Source organism: Phaeobacter sp. JH20_29, from assembly GCF_048056175.1.
In the GTDB taxonomy this organism is placed as follows: Bacteria; Pseudomonadota; Alphaproteobacteria; order Rhodobacterales; family Rhodobacteraceae; genus Phaeobacter; species Phaeobacter bryozoorum.
The window spans coordinates 178,197-196,027 of record NZ_JAYMWO010000001.1 but is presented as its reverse complement, the minus strand read 5'-3'; the positions used below and the strand labels follow the sequence as shown (position 1 = coordinate 196,027).

The following is a 17,831-nucleotide window of genomic DNA, read 5'->3' as shown; positions in this document are numbered from 1 at the left end:
GGTTTTGCACAGAAATCCGGCAGAGGCCGGGTGATTGAGGCATCAGACATGCCTCAATCTGGCGCTTTTTTAGGATTCGCCGCCTGCCACGACAGGCTGGAAGCTGCCATCCTTGGCGATATGGGTCAGGAAGACGTCATCCATGCCCTGGTTGTCATCCGGACCAAAGCGCATGGTGACTCCGCCCAGATCCACCTCACTCAGCCCGGCGAAGGCCGCGAGATAGCTTTCACGGGTCAGCTCGGCACCTGCCTCTTCCAGAGCGCGGATGGCCAGACGACCTGTCAGATACCCTTCAAGTGTCACGAAACCCGGCTCGGCTGCGGCATCCACCGCCTTCAGTGCGGATTGGTACTGCGCCACGACTGGCAGCGAAGTGTCCCATGGGAACGGCACAACCTGGCTGATAATCACACCTTCACCGGCCTCGCCCAGTTCCTTCGCCAGCGCGTCGGACCCCACAAAGGAAATATTCACGAAGGTCGGATTGAACTTCAGCTTGCGCGCCAGCTTGATGAATTCGGCAACCGGCTTATAGGCGCCAACCATCACAACCGCATCCGGTTCGGCCTTGCGGATGGTCAGAAGCGCCTTCTTCACAGCGGTGGTATTGCGGGTATACGTGCCCTCGGCGGCGAGGGTCATGCCGCGTTTTTCCAGTGCCGCGGTAACGCCAGCCAGGCCTACGCGACCAAAACCATCATCCTGATAGAGCAGCGCGATGGAACTCATGTTCAGCTCATCCACCAGATGGGCAATCCAGGCTTCGGTTTCCGCCGCATATGTGGCACGGACGTTGAAGATGTTCCCGTGGCTTGCATCGCGCAGGAAACCAGCACCGGTGAAGGGGCCGATAAACGGCATGCCAGCCTCGGTCGCGATCGGCTGCGTTGCCGATGCGGTCGGGGTGCCAACAGCGCCGATCAGGCCAATATGCTGATCATCAGCAATCACCTGTTTGACCAGCGTGGCCGATCGGTCAGGTTCATAGCTGTCATCCATGCTGTCCAGAACGATGCTGCGTCCGTGAACACCACCCGCAGCATTCGCCTCGGCAAACGCGGCTTGCAGGCCAAGCTGCATCCCCTGCCCCAGCGCCGAAGCCGGACCATCAAGTGCGGCGACCTGTGCAAATCGAACTTCAGTCTCTGACACGCCCTGCTGAGCAAGTCCAAGCGTCGGCAGGGCCATGGCCAGTACCGCTGCGGTTGTTAGTTTTCTTAGCGACATCGTATACTCCACCTTTCAAAACACCGGCGCAGCTTGCCCTGAACCCGTTAACAAAGGCCCTCCGGGCGAAAATAACCCTGCGCAAAATATGCACAGCATTTTAACAACCGGTCGAAAAAACAGACCAAAGCGCCCAGACCATCGACCTCTTCCCGCGCGGCTGTTAGGTTGACAGCACCTTACTTCCGGTCAGCGCCCAGGACCTGCCATCGTGAAAATCCCTTTGTTCTTTGATGGCTATGATCTGAAAGCCTACGATGTCCCACACGGCCAAACCCTGTCGCAGCTGCGTGAGCGCCTGCGCTATGGCTATCGCCTGATGAAAGGCGCACAACCGCGAACCGGCTTCTACGTCGCCTTCACGAATCTTGCCAAAAGCCTTCGGCGTCTCGGTCACGATGTGGTGATAAATGACTTCGACTTTGCCCGCGGACATCCAGATCACCCGATCGGCCTGAGTGGATATCTGCCGCCGCTGGCCCGTTTTAGACTGCGCAACCCTGCCATTTACGGTCCCGGACGCGTGCCGGACAGCAGCGACCTTGCAGCGCTTCGCGAACAGGTGAACCTGAAAGTCGTGACCTACCCGTCAGCCTGGCCGATCCAGCTCAATCCGGCAGAGACACGCGCACAATTCGCGCCGATGTTCGTGGGCATCGACACCGATGCCTGGCCCGATATGTCGGGTCACAGCAAAAGCATTGATCTGCTATTCTACAACAAGGTCCGCTGGCATCGCGAAACCGCCCGCGAATGCGATCTGCTCCAGCCCCTGCGTGACATGCTGACCGCGCGCGGGCTCAGCTGGCGCGAACTGGACTACGGGCATCATACGCCCGCGCAGTACCGCGATCTGGTGAGCCGCAGCCGTGCGGTGCTTTTCTGCACCGAACACGAAACCCAAGGGCTGGCCTATCAGGAAGCCATGTCGGCGAATCTCCCGATCTTCGCCTGGGATGAGGGGGTGCTGGTCGACCCCTCACAGCGGATCCTGGCCCAGGGTGACGTCACCCCCAGTTCGGTGCCCTATTTCGATGACCGCTGCGGGATGCGGTTCCAGATCGACAATATGGAAGAACAGTTTGATCGCTTCTGGACGGCGCTGCCAAACTATCGCCCCCGCGATTACGTATTGGAGAACCTGTCTCTCCAGCGCGGCGGTGAGCGTTTTATGTCACTCTACGAGCCGCTCTTTGACGCGGCCTCATCTCTTCGGCCCGGTCTCACGCCTTTGGCCCGGAACGCCGATCCCGGCTGAAGCCAGCAACGCCGTCACATCATCGGCGGTCTGACGGAACATCGTATCGGGCAGCGCCGCGATCCGATTGCGACAGGCGGCGATCCGGTCCGGCGTCAGCTGCTGCAACAGCCCGACCAGCTCGGCGGCATCAGCACGGCGCAGGGTCCAGCCCTGCCCTGTCTCCTCAATCTTGCGGCCGGTCTGCGTCGTCGCCACGGCGATCACAGGACAGCCGTGCCAGCCGGCCTCATAAATGCGGTTCGGCAGCAGCAGATCCGAATTGCCACCGGCGCGGGCCTCGCCCGCCTGCCACAAATCCTGCGCCCAGACCACATCGCAGCCGCGGTAGCAGGCAGCCAGACCCTCCGGGTAGGCGTAGGCCCCGTGAAAGATGACATTGCCGAGCCCGGCGATCCGGTCATGGAAATCAGGCAAGACATGGTCGTGGATCTTGCCGTGAACATGCACCTCGATCGCCGCCCCCATTTGCTGCGCCACCCTCAGCAGCAGCTCAAAGCTCGGTCGGCAGCGTATGGCGCCGATCCAACCCAGCCGCAACGGCCCGGATGCCGCGCCATGAAAACCTCCCGCGACGGGTCGTGACAAGCGGTCCGGCACGACCATCTTGTTCTCCACCAGTTGCCAGGGGCCATCAAAACCCTGTACCGGCACGAAATACCCTTCGTGGAAACCGGGCGAGGACAGCCACAGCACCTTCGCCGCCGCGATCAGCCGCCGCTCGACCCAGCGGGCGATCCGGGGTTTCAGGCCGCTGCCTTCGAACAGCGAATGGATATCCAGTACCTCATAGGCAAGCGGCGCCGCGCTGCCGCTCCGCCGCCGCAGCGCGGCGGCCAGCGCCAGCATATCGAGATTGCGCGCCACCAGCAGATCGGCCTGCTGCACCAATGGCCGCAGCCGTGGGTCACGCAACGCAGTGGAGAGCGCCAGACGCCCCCGGCGCAACAACCCGTGTTGACCAATCTCGCCCAGATCAATGTTCTGCCAGCTCACCTGCGGCAACGGCCCCTTGCGCGATGACACCGAGATCACCTCATGCCCAAGCGCCTGAAAAGACTCCAGCCGTCTCAGCTGGGCCACGTCAGTCAGATCGGAGGCAAAACAGAGCAACTGCGCCATATGTCAGCCACGGATCCGCTGCGGCGACGGCTCTTGATCCTTTGCTCCGCCGTAGATCTGCGGCTGTGGCAGGGCAAAACATCCAGCCAGCACGCCCAGGTGCAGCAGCCCCCGCAACAGCCAGAAATTCCGGCGCGGCTCGACAGGCAGGACAGGCAGGGTCGCAACGACACAATAGGCAACCTTGGCCAACGCCGCCCCAGCCAGTTTTGTCCGTGCCAGCAGCCCCGATGCGCTGGCCGCATAGCTCTGCCCCATGCGGAACCGCCGTTTTGCCAACCAGCCCAGATGCAACCGATCCGACGCAACCACCTCAAAGACGGCCGCATCGGCCGAGATCGCAAACTGCGCGCCCAGATGTGAGAGCGCAAAGAAATAGGCGGTATCCTCGCCGCCGCTCGTGCCGCGGGAGAGATCAAACTCCAGCCCCTCCCAGGGGCGACCGGAAAACCGCATCAGCGCATTGCAGCTATGGGCGGTCTGTAACTGCACCCCACCGCCATTGCCGGCACGCAGTTCCGGCCAGTTGCTGTGCCAGTCCTGATCAACCATCCATTGCGGCGCCTGCTGCGGGTAACGTGCGATGGCCGGCCCTGAAATCACATCCGCGCCGGTCTCCATGGCGCGGCGTATCAGCTGTTCGATCCAGTCGGGCGGAACCACCTCATCATCATCGACAAAGGCAACCCAATCCGACCGCCGCTTGCGCGCCATGGCCAGACAGGCGTTGCGGGCCAGAGAGATATTGCGTGCCGGCGCGTGGACATAGCTGACCGGCCACGAGGTCGCGCAGCCGCGCACCCAGTGGTCCGCCGACGGCGAGGTATCATTGTCCGCCACGATGATATCTATCGTATAGCCCTGAGGTGCGCGCAAAGCGGCCAGGCTCTCCAATGTGTCCACCACGCTGCGGCGCCGATAGGTGCAGAGTAATATCGAAATCCGTTCGCTCATCGCTTCACCCTGCGCCCCGCGGCACCCGCCAGGACCGATTGAACAGAATGCCGCGCCATCGCCCGCACCAGACCAAGCGCCCAGCCCATGTGCATCAGCACCAGAGCCACCCCGGACCAGATCCCGGCACCCCCCAGCCGCAGACAGGCGATGCCCGTCACCACAATCACCACAGTCAGGTAAACCAGCGGCCAGATCAGAGCCAAGGGCCAGAAGGGTGCCGCGACCAGTGCCAGTCCACATAGGATGAGATTGGCAACCGGCACCATCTGCCGCAACCGCGGTCGCATCCGATGTTTGATCAATGTTGCCGCACGGCCTGCGCCATAGTTCTGATATTGCCGCCATAGCGCGGCAGGCGTGCTGCGCATCACATAGCCAAGCCGCACATCACCGGCCAGCCAGATACGCCCTCCGGCCGCCAGCAACCGCCAATCCAGCTCAGCATCCTCATTGTGGCTGAAACTCGCATCATAACCGCCAACCCGGCGGAACCAGTGCAGATCCATCAGCGCGTGATGCCCGTGATCCACATAGCCCGAGGTCCGACCTCCCCGATGTGCCGCACCACCCGATCCGAAGGGCGTATCCACGACCCAGGCCGCCGCCTTGCCGAATTCACTGCGACCTTCGGACTGCATCGCCACCACGACCGCCGCACGATCATCGTTCTCCCGCAGCGCCGCGCACAGGGCGGTTGCATAATTCGCCGGATAGATCGCATGGGCATCACAGCGCAGCAGCACATCAAACCCGCCGCCAAATTCAGCAACCGCCCGATTGATGCCTGCGGACTGAATCCGGTCCGGATTATGCAGCACATGTATCTTGATCGGCGCTGTCTCGGCCAAGCTCTCGACGATGGCCACCGTGTCATCATCGCTGCCCCCATCCGCCACCACCAGCGCAGACCGATCTGGATCGCGCAGCAGCGGGTCGCGCAGCAGGCTTTCGAGACAGGGACGGATCGCAGCCGCTTCATTCAGGGTCGGGATCACCACCAGCACCCGCACATCAATGCCCCTGGGTGCAGCGCTGGCGCCCTCCCTACCTCTCTGACCGCTCATGCCCATGGTCTTTGTTCCATTCCGTGTTATGGACCTGTCTAAAGGATCCGATTATGTTGCGACAGATTGATTTTTGCGCGCAGTCTGATGAACTTGGCACTGCCACCTACTTGCCACCCCTGCGGCGTCGCGCAGCGCAGGGCGGGCCGTGGGCAAACCAATAACGATGGGGTCAACCAACGTGTCCACGCCTAAGACGTCCTTTGCCGCGGATGACGGCCAGGAGGTGCTCGATCTCGGCGCCATTTTTGCAATCATCTGGCGCGGCCGCTGGGTCATCGCTGCCTGTGTCCTGCTCGGTCTGTTTCTGGGCATCTGGCGAGCCTATCTCGCCGCCACTCCGCTCTACGGTGCCGAGGTACAGCTGGTGCTGGACACCCGCGACGAAAAAGTGGTCGATATCGAAAGCGTGGTCAGCAGCCTTTCCGCCACGGATGAGGTGATCCGAACCGAGGTTCACATCCTTGGCGGTCGGGAACTGGCGGGTCAGGTCGTCGACCGGCTGAATCTTGTTTCCGACCCGGAATTCAACATGATGCTGCGCGATCCCGGCCTCAATCCTGTCCAGACGCTGAAAGATCTGATCAAGGGACTCCTCGGGATGCCCGTCTATGACACGACCATTCCGCCAGATCCGGCCTTTGTCCGCGAAAAGGTGATCCAGACGCTGCTCGCCAACATGCGGGTGGTGAACATCCCGGACACCTATATTTTCTCGATCTGGGTGCTGAGCGAGAACCCCTTCAAGGCGGCTGATATCGCCAATGCCTTCGCCGACACCTATGTCGAAAATCAGGTGGCGGTGAAGCTGAACGTCACCGAACAGGCCACCGGCTGGCTGGCGGACCGGGTGACCGAGCTGCGCGGCCAGCTGGAAGCAAACGAACGGCGGGTTGCCGACATCCGGGCGCAGGCCGATGTGACCAGCCCCGCACAGTTGATCGGGCTGGAGAACCGCCTGATTTCCCTGCGCAGCGCGCTGACCGAGCGGGCCGAGGATGTCGCCGCGCAACGGGCCAAACAATCCGAACTGAGCAGCCTGCAAACAGCCGAGGAGCAGCGCGCCGCCGCCCGCCGCTACGGCTATAGCGCGCTTCTGGCGCGCGCTGATGATCCGCTGGCTGGCTGGCGCGCGGTTCTGGCGCAAGTCGCTCGTGATCTGCGCGAAGCCGAAGCCAAGGAACAGGCAATCCGCCGCTCGATGGCCGATCTGGAGATCACCATCGCCACCCAGAGCGATGCGCTGACCGAAGTTGTGCAGGCCGAACGCGACGCCGAAGCCAGCCGTCTGCTGTTTGAAAACTTCCAGAACCGGCTGCGTGAAACCTCCATGCAGATCGGCCTGCAACGCGCCGACAGCCGGGTGATCTCGCGCGCCTTCCCCCCGGACCAGCCTGCCCTGCCCAACAAGGGCCGGATCCTTATCCTGTCGGTCTTCCTTGGCGGGTTTCTCGGCACTGTTCTCGTTGTCGTGTTGCAGCTCTCCCGGGCGCGCCTGCATTCCCCAGCGCAGATCGCAGGCCTGACGTCCGTGCCTGTGATTGCGGTGCTGGACCAGTTTTCGCAGAAAATCCGGCCCGAACAGGCCGGCGCGCTTGGCCCGCAGACCCGCGATGGCGAGGCTGTTCGCAATCTGCGCACCACGCTGCTGATGGCGCGGGGAGATGTCCCGCCGCAGGTGGTTGTCTTTACCTCCGCCGAAAGCGGCGATGGCAAGTCGACGCTGTCGGCGGCCATGGCACATAATATGGCGCAGATCGGTAAATCGGTCCTGCTGATCGACGGCGACCTGCGCCGCCATTCCCTGTCTGACCCGCTGGCCAGTGGCAACAGCAAGCCGGGGCTCTTTGATGTCCTCACCGGGCAATGTGATCTGGCAGCGGCGGTGCTTCCCGGTGCGCTGGGGCAGGCCGATATCCTGCCTGCCGGCACCGTAACCGGCAGTGCCGCGGATCTGCTCAGCCAGGGCGGGCTGACCGAGCTTGTGTCGGTGGCGCGCAATCACTGGGACATCATCATTTTTGACACCCCGCCCATCTCCGTTGTGCCCGATGCGCGGATCATCGGCCTGCATGCGGACCTTCTGATCCTGCTGGCGCAATGGAACACCACCCGGCAATCGGTCTTTACCAATGCCCTACGGCAGCTGGAACAGGGCGGGCGCAGTCCCGACGGCATTGTGCTGACCAAGGTCAAAGGCACCGCTCAGCCGCTCTACGGGGCAACCAGACGGTCGCGCGACCGCTATTACCACAGCTGAGAGAGCCGATGCAGCTGTCCCCCCTTTTGCGCAAAGCCAGGATAGCCGGTCGCCGCTGCCTCGGCCGACCTGTGCTGAATTATCAGGTGCTGGGTGAGCGCTGTTCCGGCACCAATTTTCTCGACCAGTTGATCCAGCAGAACTTCGCCGCTGCACGTCCGCGCTATGACATGTGGAAACATGCCTTCCCGAACCTCATCGCGCTGCCGCCGGATGTGCTCTATATCGTGATCTTTCGCGATCCGTTCCAATGGCTCGAAAGCATGTATGGCAAGCCGTGGCACAGCCTGCCAGCGCTGCGTGATCTGCCGTTTTCGCAGTTTATCCGCGCCGAATGGCGCAGCGAGATCGACGTGCCGGCGTGGTTTGACCTGCCAAAGACCAGCCCCTGCAAAGGTCAGCCGCTGAACCAGGATCTGCATCCGATCACCGGCGCGCCCTTTGCCAATCTGCTGGCGTTGCGTCGCGCCAAGGCAGAGGCGCTGCTGTCCCTGCCCCGGCGCGGTGCACGGGTGATCTACACCACCCATGCTGCCATCAGTCGGCGCCCCGAAGACATCATTGCGCGCATCGCAGGCGAAAGCCCGGTGCCCCCGAACAGGCGCTTGCAGGTCCCGCAGGGACACTATGGCTGGTCATGGTCCGACCGTGATGTAAAACCCAAGACCCCCGGCCACCTGATCACGCCGGAAGACCGCACCTGGATTCTCAGCCAGCTTGACCCCGCACTGGAGGCCGCAATGGGGCTACCCCTCGATCCGGCGCCGGATGAGAACCAGAACGCAGGCTAGACCCCAAAAGTACACTCAGATCCGGGGTGGCACATCCCGCCAGCGCCCCAGCGCTCGGCCGGCATAGATCCAGGCCATCGCGATCAGCATGTGCCGGATCGAATGCTCGTTGTAGATCACGTTATCCGACAGCGCCGCGACCAGATTGATCAGCACATAGAAGAGATAATACCCCGAGGTCACGCTACCATCCTGCAAATACCAGCGAAAACAGCGCAACACGACGGCGATCAGCAGGCCAAAGAACGTCACCGCCCCAAGGAGCCCATTGCCCACCATCAGTTCGATATAGCTGTTATGAAACCAATAGAGTCCCTCGTCGACATAGGCCTCAATATAAAGCCGTGCGTAAGATGGCACCGACCAATACGCCCCAAACCCAACGCCGCCAATCGGCGCTTTGGCGATTTCTTCCAGACCAAAGGCCCAGATCACCGTGCGCCCGGTCAAGGTACTGTCCTTGCCCAGCCGCTCTAGCAGCAGCCCCAAAGCGTCAATGCCTGAGATATAGATCGCGAGCGGCACCAGGAACAGCACCATCAGCCAAAACAGCAGCGCCACCCGCCGCGCTGTCCCGCCCCAGCGACGGATCCACAGCACCGGCACATAGATCGCCAGAATGGCAAAGGTCACATAGGCCCCCGCCGATTGGGCCATGCCCAGCACCGGGATCATCAGCGCCGCCGCCAGAATACCCAGGATCGAAAGCCGCCAGTAGAACCCCAGCGTCACCAGCCCATGCGCTGCATTCACCGTCGCCTTGGCGAGGGAGTTCTTGTGCATATAGATACCCTTCAGCGCCCCGTTTGGATGAAAGGCCGGAGCAAGGAAGGTCACGACGGAATTCAGATATGACAGCGCCACGCCGACCGCCGAGGTCAGGCTGACAACAATCATCGTATGATGCGCCGGAATGGCAGAGGCGATACGCACGGCAATCAGCGTTGTCATCGTCAGCTGGAAACTACGATAGGCGGTGACCGGCGGGTTGATGCTCCACAGGGTGGAGGCCATTGCAATCACGCAGGGCATCAGCACCGGCCACGCCTGCCAGAGAATGGCAGCGCTCTGGCGCCAGTCCCGCAGATACCACAGGATCGTCAGCACATAGAGCGCCATCCAGCCGGGCGACTGGAACCCAAGCCGATAGACCACCCCGGTGCCCGACATGGCCGCTAGGATCAGATAACCCATGCGCAGATGGCCACGGGTCAACCACCAGCGACCAGCTCCGCGCCGCAGCACAGACAGCTTCGGCTGCCCGATGTCTTGCGGTGGTTCAACCGTGAGTGTCATGTCGTCCCATATGCCGCCTCAAACGCTCGCCATTATCCCTCGCTACCTGCTCCCCCTCCGCCAATCCAGCCGCGCGCCCAGCCGCGACGCCCGCCCGCGTCTCTGCGGCAACACCGCAGCTCTGCTCCCCTGGGGGTCGAACCGTCGGCACCATCCACAGGGCAGACCTGCCCAGGGCATCACTCACCTCCGCATCAATGCGCCTGCGCGAGGCGGCGCAGCACAGGCGCGCCCAGATCGGCGCCGCCGCGGCGCTGAGGTCCAGTTCGCCTGCGCTGTCTGTCGGCAGGCTCATCCCCCCTGCCCTGCCGTCACGGCCCAGTCGCCAGCGCTGCGGACGACACCACAGGCGCGAGATCCCGGCCACCAGCTTCAGCTCCAGCCGGTTGCGCAGGACGGATAACACCCATGGCCAATGATCGCGGCACATCGCGGCGTGCCAGGCGGCGCGGCCCAGCCGACCGCTGCGAACCTCCCGCGCCAGTTCCAGCTGTGCCTGACGCCGCAGAAGTGCCTGCCGACGAATGCCCGCGTGGAGCGTCAGCTCCTCGCGCCTATCCTGCGCAACCAGACCATCCAGCGCATGGATCTGTGCCGCCAGATCCTCGGGCACGTTGCGATACGAAACCGACGCCGGGTGCCGACGATAGAGATAGGCCGCCATCGGCAGCACCCACATCGTCGCACCCGCCAGCAGAAGACGCAGATAAAGGTCATGATCCTCGCCGATCCGCAGCGCGGGGTCGTAACGCAGATCGCGAAGAAGTTGATTTCTGATCAATGGCTTAAGGTATCCGATGTGACTGATGCCCTGAGGGTCAACCCCGCTCAGAACCAGATCCTTCAACGTCAGCGCGCGGGCGTGCTGCGGCGCATGACCACCCAGAATCGTTTCTCCCCGCACCATAGGTCGCTCTGAAAACAGGATCAGGTCATCAGCGACCACATCGGCCCCCAGATCCCGCGCCGCTGCCAGCATCAACTCCAATCGCCGGGGATGCTGGCTGTCGTCACTGTCGCAGATCGCCACCCAGTCCCCGCGTGCAAGGCCGAGCGCATCATTACGTGCCCGAGCCGGACCGCCGCAGTGCGGCCGCCGTTGCGCCCGTATGCGCGGATCCTTGGCCGCAGCCGCACGGATCACCGCCCAGCTGTCATCGTCGGAGGCGTCATCAATGATGATCAGCTCCAGATCCGCCATGGTCTGTGCCAGTACCGCCCGGATCGCCAGCGGCAGATGAGCGGCGGCATTGCGGGTGGCCATAATCACCGAGATCTGCGGGCGCGGCTCAGCCATCCCGGCGGCCCTGCGGCGGCATCAGATCAGAGACCACAGCCCCGCGCGCTTTGATATGCGCGGCGGCCGGGATCCGCCAGGCCGCCGATAGCCCGGCCTCGTCACCATAGGTCACAGTCAGCACACGGCGCGAGGCCCGATAACACAGATCCGCCCATAGACTGCTATGGCCACCATCGGCGCCGGGGTCCGGGACAACGACATGTTGACCCTCTCCCTGCGGCGGCAGCCCATCGGCAGGGCCGATCAGATGGACCCGCTCCGCCGCAGCCTCACCGGCCTGTCCAGCTTGGCCGCCGCCCTGCCCCCTGCCAATACTGCGCATCTTCGCCCAGGCGATCTGCACCAGTCGAAACCCCAGCGCAGGATGCCGCAGGATCTGGCGCAGCGCCGCCCCAAACCGCCGCTGTTTCAGCGTCTCTGCCAGCGTCTCAAAGGCCAGACGGTCTTGAAGCACTTGCCGCCTCTCTTCTATAATATGTTTTAATTCAATATGTTGTGATGCACTCAATTGACCCGGCAACGCCTCCATCGCAGCAAGCGCCGCAAGAATCTGCCGTCGGGTCGATCGATGTGACAGGGAATGCGGATGTCGCCGGTAAAGGTAAAGCGCCTCCGGCAGCAGCCACATACGCGTTCCTTGCAACAGCAATCGCAGATAGAAATCCTGATCCTCTCCAATCGTTAGCGCCTCATCATAACGCAAGGCCGCCAGCGCCTGACGGCGGATCAGGGGCTTCAGATAGCCTAGCTGCGCACCAGACGTGCCCGGTTCCGGCACCCGCAGCATATCCGCAGGCCCGATCTGTCGCGGCACCTCCGGCGCATCACTGCCAAGAACGCTGCGCGGACCAGCCAGCGGCTCCGTCGCGAAATGCACCATGTCATCCGCAACCGCATCCGCATCCAGCGCCTCTGCCGCGGCCAGCAGGCGCCGCAACCGGTCCGGGTGCATTATGTCATCGGAATCGCAGATTGCCAGCCAATCGCCACGGGCCGCCGCCAGCGCCCGATTGCGGGCGGCAGCAGGACCGCTGGGTGTTTCATGCAGCAGCACCCGCACGCGGGGGTCCTGGCGTGCAACCTCTCGCAGGATATCCACCGATCCGTCACTGGACCCGTCGTCGGCCACGATCAACTCCCAGTCGGCATGGGTCTGCGACGCCACCGACCGCAGCGCGTCCGGCAAATATGGCGCGCCCTGATGATTGGCCATGATGATCGAAATCATCCGCCCCTGCCCTGCCGGTTCCTGCATGATGCTGCCCACTCTTCTCCCGGCATATCTAGCATGTCCCCGCAGGGTGAGGCCAGATGCCGGGCAGCGGCGTTTGACGGAATGCACGGGGTCATTTCCCGTGGCACAGCCGATCCGAGGTGCTAAGACTGGCGCTCAATACCGCCGCAATCACCACGCCGACAGGAAAGACCCGCCATGACCACGCCCCCCCTTGCGCCATCCGGTAACAGCGCGGCACAGGCTGGTCCAACGCTGGTGGGTATTGGCGCACAGAAATGCGCCTCCACCTTCATTCACGCGGCCCTCGGTGCCCATCCTGATGCCGCCGTATCGGATCCCAAGGAACTGGATTTCTTCAGCGCCTATTTCGATCGCGGCTATCAATGGTATCGCAGCCATTTCAGCCATGGCGCGGACAAGACGGTGAGATTTGAGGCATCGCCCTCATATTTCTATGACCCGCGCTGCCCCGACCGGCTGAATGCCTTTGATCCGAACATCAAGGTGATCTGCCTGCTGCGCGATCCGGTCACCCGCGCCTATTCCAACCACCTGCATGAGGTGATCAAGGGCCATATTCCTCCCCTGCCCTTCCACGACGGGCTGGCGAACAATCCGGCCTATCTGGAGCAGGGGTTCTACAGCCGCCATCTGGGGCGCTGGCTCGACACCCTCGGCCATGATCGCGTGTTGGTACTGCTGGCAGAGGAAATCAGCGCCGATCCGGTCGCGGCTGCCCAGACGGTCTATCGTTTTGCCGGGCTCGACGACAGCCACAGCTCTCCGGTGCTGCATGAGCGACGAAACGAAAGCGACCGCGCCCGGCTCCCTGCACTTCGCAGCCTGCTTCGTGCTGGTGGTGATCAACTGCGCAAAGCCGGGCTGGAGGATAGCCTGGCCCGGCTAAAATCCACCAAGCCGGTTTCCGCAGTGCTGCGTGCCAACAGGCAGAACATGCGTGATGTGGTGCCGCCCCTGCGCGACAGCGATATCGCAGACCTGCGCAGCTGTTTCGCGGAGGATCTGCGCCAACTTCCCGCCCTGCTGGGCCGTGACAGCCTGCCCTGGGAGAGCTGGGCTGCGGTCACACGGTAGGCCACCAATGTACACATATGTCTAGAACAGGATCGCATCCTGAGCTATCAGCAGATCCAGTGTCAGCGCATCCGCCCGGTCATCGATCACCGCAACATTCACCCAGCCATCTTCGCCCTCGGCCTGCAACAGATCGCGCGTACCACGCCCACGCTCACCATCAAGCCAGCGCAGCTGATCCGCACCATCCAGATTGAACCGCGTCAGATCCAGAACGTCCCCTTGGGACAGGGAGAAATCATTGACCCGGTCCGGCGTCCCGCCCTGGCGGAAGATAAAAACATCCGCGCCGCCCCCGCCGCGCAGCTGATCACGACCGATCCCACCGTCAAGCTGATCGTCACCCCCGCCGCCCGCCAGACGATCCCGACCGCGACCACCAAACAGGAAATCATCTCCGTCCTTGCCGCGCAGAATGTCCCGCCCCTTGTCACCATAGAGGTGATCCGAACCACGATTGCCCACCAGCTGATCCGCACCATCGCCACCGTGGATCAGATCTGCACCAGCGCCGCCGAATAGATCCTCTGCCTGCTCCGTGCCACGCTGTTCGCTGTCGAACTCCGGCTCGGCGGGATCTTCCTGTCCCGGCAGGGACACATCCGCAATCACCGCGACCAGCGGCGGCGCATCCGGGTCAGGTGTTCCGGCCCAAGCAGTTTGATTGTCGGACACCGCCCAAAGGTCAGCAAAGCTCTTGACCGCCCCGGAGTACCAAAGCCCACCCGGCATATCAGCCCCACTGAGATCGGCGCGCACCTCTCCATCTACGCGGAAAATCGCGCTGGTGCCGGTCAATTCGATTTCATAGGTATGCAGCCCCTCGGCGGCATCGAACCCAAGATCAACGACCAGCGGCCCCGCGGGGCCATCGGCCAGCCGCACGCGGCTGCCATCCTCCGCCTCCATATGGATGCTCAATTGAACCTGACGGGTATTGGCGCCAACGAATTCAAAATCGAACTCCAGCCAGCGATCGTTCCGATAGTCCTGCTGATAGAGGAACATCCCAAAGACCGTGCCATCCTGCATCTGCGGCGCCTGTGCAGTCCAGCTCCAGATGCCGGTCTCATGGGCCGCTTCGGACTGGATTTCACCACCGGTGAAAAGCCGCTCTCCAACGCCATTATCCGATGTCAGATGCAGCTCAACCGCGCCGTCACTGTTGATCTGGACATTATCCTGTGACCACGTGGTGTCGCGCGACTGACCGGCATTCCATGTCGACACCAGCCAGTCGTCGCTGTCACGCATCTCGCCGGGGACCCGCAGGTCCAGCGCCGGTGTCGTTGCTGCCTGCGCGCTGTCTGTTGATGCCATGTCAATCACTCCAAACCTTGGTGCCGCGGAAAACGGCCATGCCTTTGGTTTGGTTGTCGGGGCGAACGATGGCAGGATTGTGCCTTAATTATCGCCCATTAATGCCCCATTCAGACAGTTTAACGCAAACTCAAGACCAGTTTTAGAGGGTTGCTTTTTAGTCGAATTGCGCAGCACGCAAGAGCCACCGCAGCGACAGCCAAGAAGTCACCGGACAGCACATCCCCAATGCGCCAACGAACGTCATCTCACCAGCACCTGCGGCGTGGCGGGTGTCCCCGCAGGGACAATGATAATGCTCTGCTCCCTTCAGCAGCGCGGCGAGCATGATCAATGACAATCCACCCATCTGAAGCCTGGCTCAAAAAAAGGCCGTCCCCGCAGGGACAGCCTCATTGATACCGTCGTGTCGGCCAGCTCAGCGCTAGGTCTGATCCCCGTCCAGAGCATCAAAGAAAGCCGTGATCGCGGCCTCAAGCCGACGCTGGTCAACCGCCGAGAAATCACGCTCCATCGCCATTTCAATCCGCCCGTCCCGCGCCAGACATCGCACCGTCCCCGCAGGGACAGAACAGCGCAGCGTGGTCTTGGCCATGCCGGCGCGCTGGCTGGTGCTGGCCTCCCTAACATCCGATGCAGGGGCCTTGAGCGCCTGCCGCAACACGGCCAGCTCTTCCTCAGCGCTGGAAAAACTCCGCTCCCTTAGGCGTTGCCGCAGCGGCTCAAGCGTGGCCGGGTTCTCCAGCAGGTGCTTCTTCAGATCCAGCCCTAATGCACGGGGGATCGCCTCGGCATAGGACAGCTCTTCTCCAATCAGTTCCAGCAGCTCTGCAAAGTGGCGAATGTAGCTGCGCTTCTGACGCCCGGCTGAGGCATAAAGCAGCGCAACAGAGTCTTCTACAGAGTCTGAATCCGTCTCTGGATCCTGCGAAAAGGAGAGCGCGAGCTGCGCCATTTCGGCAAAGGAAATATCCCGGCGCACCAGGTTTTCGTCAACCATTCGCCGGTACAGACCCTGTAGCGTCTCGCCCCGCGCCACCAGTCCGGCCGGGATCAGGCGGAACTGTTCCTCTCCCGTTTCCTCGTAAAGCGCGCGATAGGCCGACAGTCGCCGGAAGCCCTGTACCAGCTGATACCCCTCGCCGTCCTCTTCCACCCGGATCGGGTTGGACAGACCAAGATCGCGGATCGACTCCTTCAACTCCTCCAGCTCAGGATCCCGGTTGACGGCGCGATCGCGGATCAGCTTGCTGGTCGAAATCAAATCCAGCGGGATCCGATCGACCACCAGACCAAGGGTCTTCAGCCGGACGAATTCATGCGCCAGGCGATCGTTCTCTGCCCGGATATTCTGCTCGACCTCCGCCCGTGTCCGCAGCGCTTCGGCGTTTTCGCTGATGGCGGTGGCCATCGGGCCACGGCGCGCCTCGCCTGAACGGAACGCCGATTTCGTCTCAAGCGCGGGGGCGCCGGGGTGCGGGTCCACCGGGGCAGGGGAGGCTGCCTCGGGCGTGGCGGGGGTGGGATCCGACGGAAAATCGATGTCGAACATTCTGCGCTTGCTCATGCCTCATCCTCCAGCTGGGCCCATGCGGTCAGGGCGTTGCCCTTGAACTCCATATAGGCCTGGTCAAAAGACGCGCGCGCCCGTCGCCAGGTCTCGCGCGTCATATCCCGGTAGTCGATTTCGTAAATCGAGCTGAGGAAGCGCCCGGATTGTTCCACCGCTCGGGTCATCTCAATCGGGTGTTCCGTCATCCGGTCGCCAAAGACCTTGACGAAGGCATCGCGCATGGCGCGGTGCAGGTCATTGCCGGATTCATAGCGGGTGAGCAGAAACCGGACCTCCTGAAACACCTTCGGCAGGCTGAACGTCCCCGCAGGGACAACCCCGTTGAACGCCGAGAGATCCTCAAGCGCCTCGGAGAGCTGGCCGATGAACGAGGTGGTGGAGTCATACTCCCAATATCCGGGACCTGACGGGATATAGAGCATATCGGCGGCGAAGACCGCATTCATAGACTGATAGCCAATTGCCGGCGGGCAGTCGAAGATCATCATGTCGTAATCGTCCGACGGCAGCTGATCGAGATAACGCGACACCGCTGCAAAGAAGGACCATTCCGGATTGAGGTGGCGATACTGCGCCGATGCAAATTCGACAAAGGCGGCATTGGCGCAGCTGGGGATCACATCAATGGTGGGCCAGCTCGTCGGTTTCACAAAATCGCTGATCCGAAGATCCTGCAAGCCCATGCCGGTGATCGCTTCTGGCAGGCGCCGCTCGGGCAGGGCGGCCCCGGACTCGGCGCCGCGCGCACTGGCGTTCATCCGCTCGGTCTCACGCACGAGGTCCCGCGCCATGATGCCCCAGACCGTATAATCTTCGGTCACATCGCTCAGCCCCATCGAATGGGACAGGGTGGCCTGCGGATCGAAGTCAACACAGAGCACACGATAACCGTCCAAGGCGGCGGCATGGGCAAAATGCAGCGCTACGGTCGATTTGCCGGCACCCCCCTTGAAGTTGGAAATGGCCACCCGCAAGGCCCGCTTGCCCGCCGGTCGCTCCGGCATCAGCGATTTGCGGTTCACTTTCAGCCGACGGCGCAGCTCGTTGATTTCCTCAAGCGAATACCAACGCTGACGCCCGTCTTCCTCGACATGGCCCTGGGGCAGGCTGGGATCGGCCGCCAGCCGTCCACGCAGGGTGGACTGGTTCACCTTGAAGATCAGCTCGGCCACCTCCCAGCTAGAGAAGCGCCTCAGCGTCTTTTCCATCTTGGGAGAGAAGGTCTGCTGCCGGATCCAACTCTGCATTTTCAGGGATTGTGCCTGCATATTCGCCAGGTCTTGATGGGTAAACATCTCTGCTCCTCGATCTCTGTAGTGCGGCCTTAT

At 62.5% G+C, this 17,831-nt stretch carries 14 protein-coding genes; 4 read left to right on the top strand and 10 right to left on the bottom strand.

What is annotated here, in order from left to right; translation table 11 throughout:
* Window positions 1–69: 69 nt before the first annotated feature.
* Window positions 70–1,230 (bottom strand): ABC transporter substrate-binding protein, encoded by a 1,161-nt coding sequence (locus VWZ85_RS00925; RefSeq protein ID WP_416553852.1) that lies wholly within the window; start codon window positions 1,228–1,230, stop codon window positions 70–72.
* Window positions 1,231–1,441: 211 nt separating this feature from the next.
* Between VWZ85_RS00925 and VWZ85_RS00920 the strand changes: the two genes are divergently transcribed.
* Window positions 1,442–2,488, top strand: a complete 1,047-nt coding sequence (locus VWZ85_RS00920; protein WP_416586497.1) for a glycosyltransferase — start codon at window positions 1,442–1,444, stop codon at window positions 2,486–2,488.
* On the opposite strand, the gene VWZ85_RS00915 is transcribed toward VWZ85_RS00920, so the two are convergent.
* Genes VWZ85_RS00915 through VWZ85_RS00905 form a run of 3 tightly spaced genes read right to left on the bottom strand, consistent with a single transcriptional unit; the run spans window position 2,435 to window position 5,631 of the window.
* Window positions 2,435–3,610 (bottom strand): glycosyltransferase family 1 protein, encoded by a 1,176-nt coding sequence (locus tag VWZ85_RS00915; RefSeq protein WP_416586494.1) that lies wholly within the window; start codon window positions 3,608–3,610, stop codon window positions 2,435–2,437. The two genes, VWZ85_RS00920 and VWZ85_RS00915, sit on opposite strands and share 54 nt — an antisense overlap.
* A 3-nt stretch (window positions 3,611–3,613) precedes the next feature.
* A complete protein-coding gene (locus tag VWZ85_RS00910; protein ID WP_416586492.1) occupies window positions 3,614–4,564 on the bottom strand; it encodes a glycosyltransferase family 2 protein in 951 nt (316 codons plus the stop codon).
* Window positions 4,561–5,631: a glycosyltransferase family 2 protein gene (locus VWZ85_RS00905; RefSeq protein ID WP_416586488.1), complete on the bottom strand. Its 1,071-nt coding sequence runs from the start codon at window positions 5,629–5,631 to the stop codon at window positions 4,561–4,563. Before VWZ85_RS00905 ends, VWZ85_RS00910 begins: the two co-directional genes overlap by 4 nt.
* A gap of 181 nt (window positions 5,632–5,812) precedes the next feature.
* On the opposite strand from VWZ85_RS00905, the gene VWZ85_RS00900 reads away from it, so the two are divergent.
* Window positions 5,813–7,891, top strand: coding sequence for a GumC family protein (locus VWZ85_RS00900; protein WP_416544885.1), 2,079 nt, complete (start codon window positions 5,813–5,815; stop codon window positions 7,889–7,891).
* An 8-nt stretch (window positions 7,892–7,899) separates the two neighbouring features.
* Window positions 7,900–8,682 carry a hypothetical protein gene (locus VWZ85_RS00895; protein ID WP_416586484.1) on the top strand — a complete coding sequence of 261 codons (783 nt, stop codon included), beginning with the start codon at window positions 7,900–7,902 and terminating at the stop codon, window positions 8,680–8,682.
* A gap of 15 nt (window positions 8,683–8,697) precedes the next feature.
* On the opposite strand, the gene VWZ85_RS00890 is transcribed toward VWZ85_RS00895, so the two are convergent.
* The 3 genes from VWZ85_RS00890 to VWZ85_RS00880 are packed head-to-tail and all read right to left on the bottom strand — an operon-like array spanning window position 8,698 to window position 12,533.
* Entirely contained in the window at window positions 8,698–9,978 is a 1,281-nt protein-coding gene (locus tag VWZ85_RS00890; protein WP_416586482.1) for an O-antigen ligase family protein, read from the bottom strand.
* The gene (locus VWZ85_RS00885) at window positions 9,962–11,275 is read right to left on the bottom strand and encodes a glycosyltransferase family 2 protein (RefSeq protein ID WP_416586479.1); all 1,314 of its coding nucleotides are present in this window, start codon (window positions 11,273–11,275) and stop codon (window positions 9,962–9,964) included. The genes VWZ85_RS00890 and VWZ85_RS00885 overlap by 17 nt, the downstream gene beginning before the upstream one ends.
* Complete coding sequence (locus VWZ85_RS00880; RefSeq protein WP_416586476.1) at window positions 11,268–12,533, bottom strand: glycosyltransferase family 2 protein; 1,266 nt, start codon at window positions 12,531–12,533, stop codon at window positions 11,268–11,270. Before VWZ85_RS00880 ends, VWZ85_RS00885 begins: the two co-directional genes overlap by 8 nt.
* Window positions 12,534–12,710: 177 nt before the next feature.
* Here VWZ85_RS00880 and VWZ85_RS00875 point away from each other — a divergent pair, with 177 nt between their 5' ends.
* A complete protein-coding gene (locus VWZ85_RS00875) occupies window positions 12,711–13,610 on the top strand; it encodes a sulfotransferase domain-containing protein (RefSeq protein ID WP_416586473.1) in 900 nt (299 codons plus the stop codon).
* A 21-nt stretch (window positions 13,611–13,631) separates the two neighbouring features.
* Here VWZ85_RS00875 and VWZ85_RS00870 read toward each other — a convergent pair whose 3' ends face one another.
* The 3 genes from VWZ85_RS00870 to VWZ85_RS00860 all read right to left on the bottom strand — a co-directional run bounded on the left by VWZ85_RS00870 (window position 13,632) and on the right by VWZ85_RS00860 (window position 17,798).
* A complete protein-coding gene (locus VWZ85_RS00870) occupies window positions 13,632–14,930 on the bottom strand; it encodes a family 16 glycosylhydrolase (RefSeq protein ID WP_416586470.1) in 1,299 nt (432 codons plus the stop codon).
* 424 nt (window positions 14,931–15,354) lie between these two features.
* Window positions 15,355–16,497 (bottom strand): ParB/RepB/Spo0J family partition protein, encoded by a 1,143-nt coding sequence (locus tag VWZ85_RS00865; RefSeq protein ID WP_416586467.1) that lies wholly within the window; start codon window positions 16,495–16,497, stop codon window positions 15,355–15,357.
* Window positions 16,494–17,798 (bottom strand): AAA family ATPase, encoded by a 1,305-nt coding sequence (locus tag VWZ85_RS00860; RefSeq protein ID WP_416535361.1) that lies wholly within the window; start codon window positions 17,796–17,798, stop codon window positions 16,494–16,496. Before VWZ85_RS00860 ends, VWZ85_RS00865 begins: the two co-directional genes overlap by 4 nt.
* Window positions 17,799–17,831 lie beyond the last annotated feature (33 nt).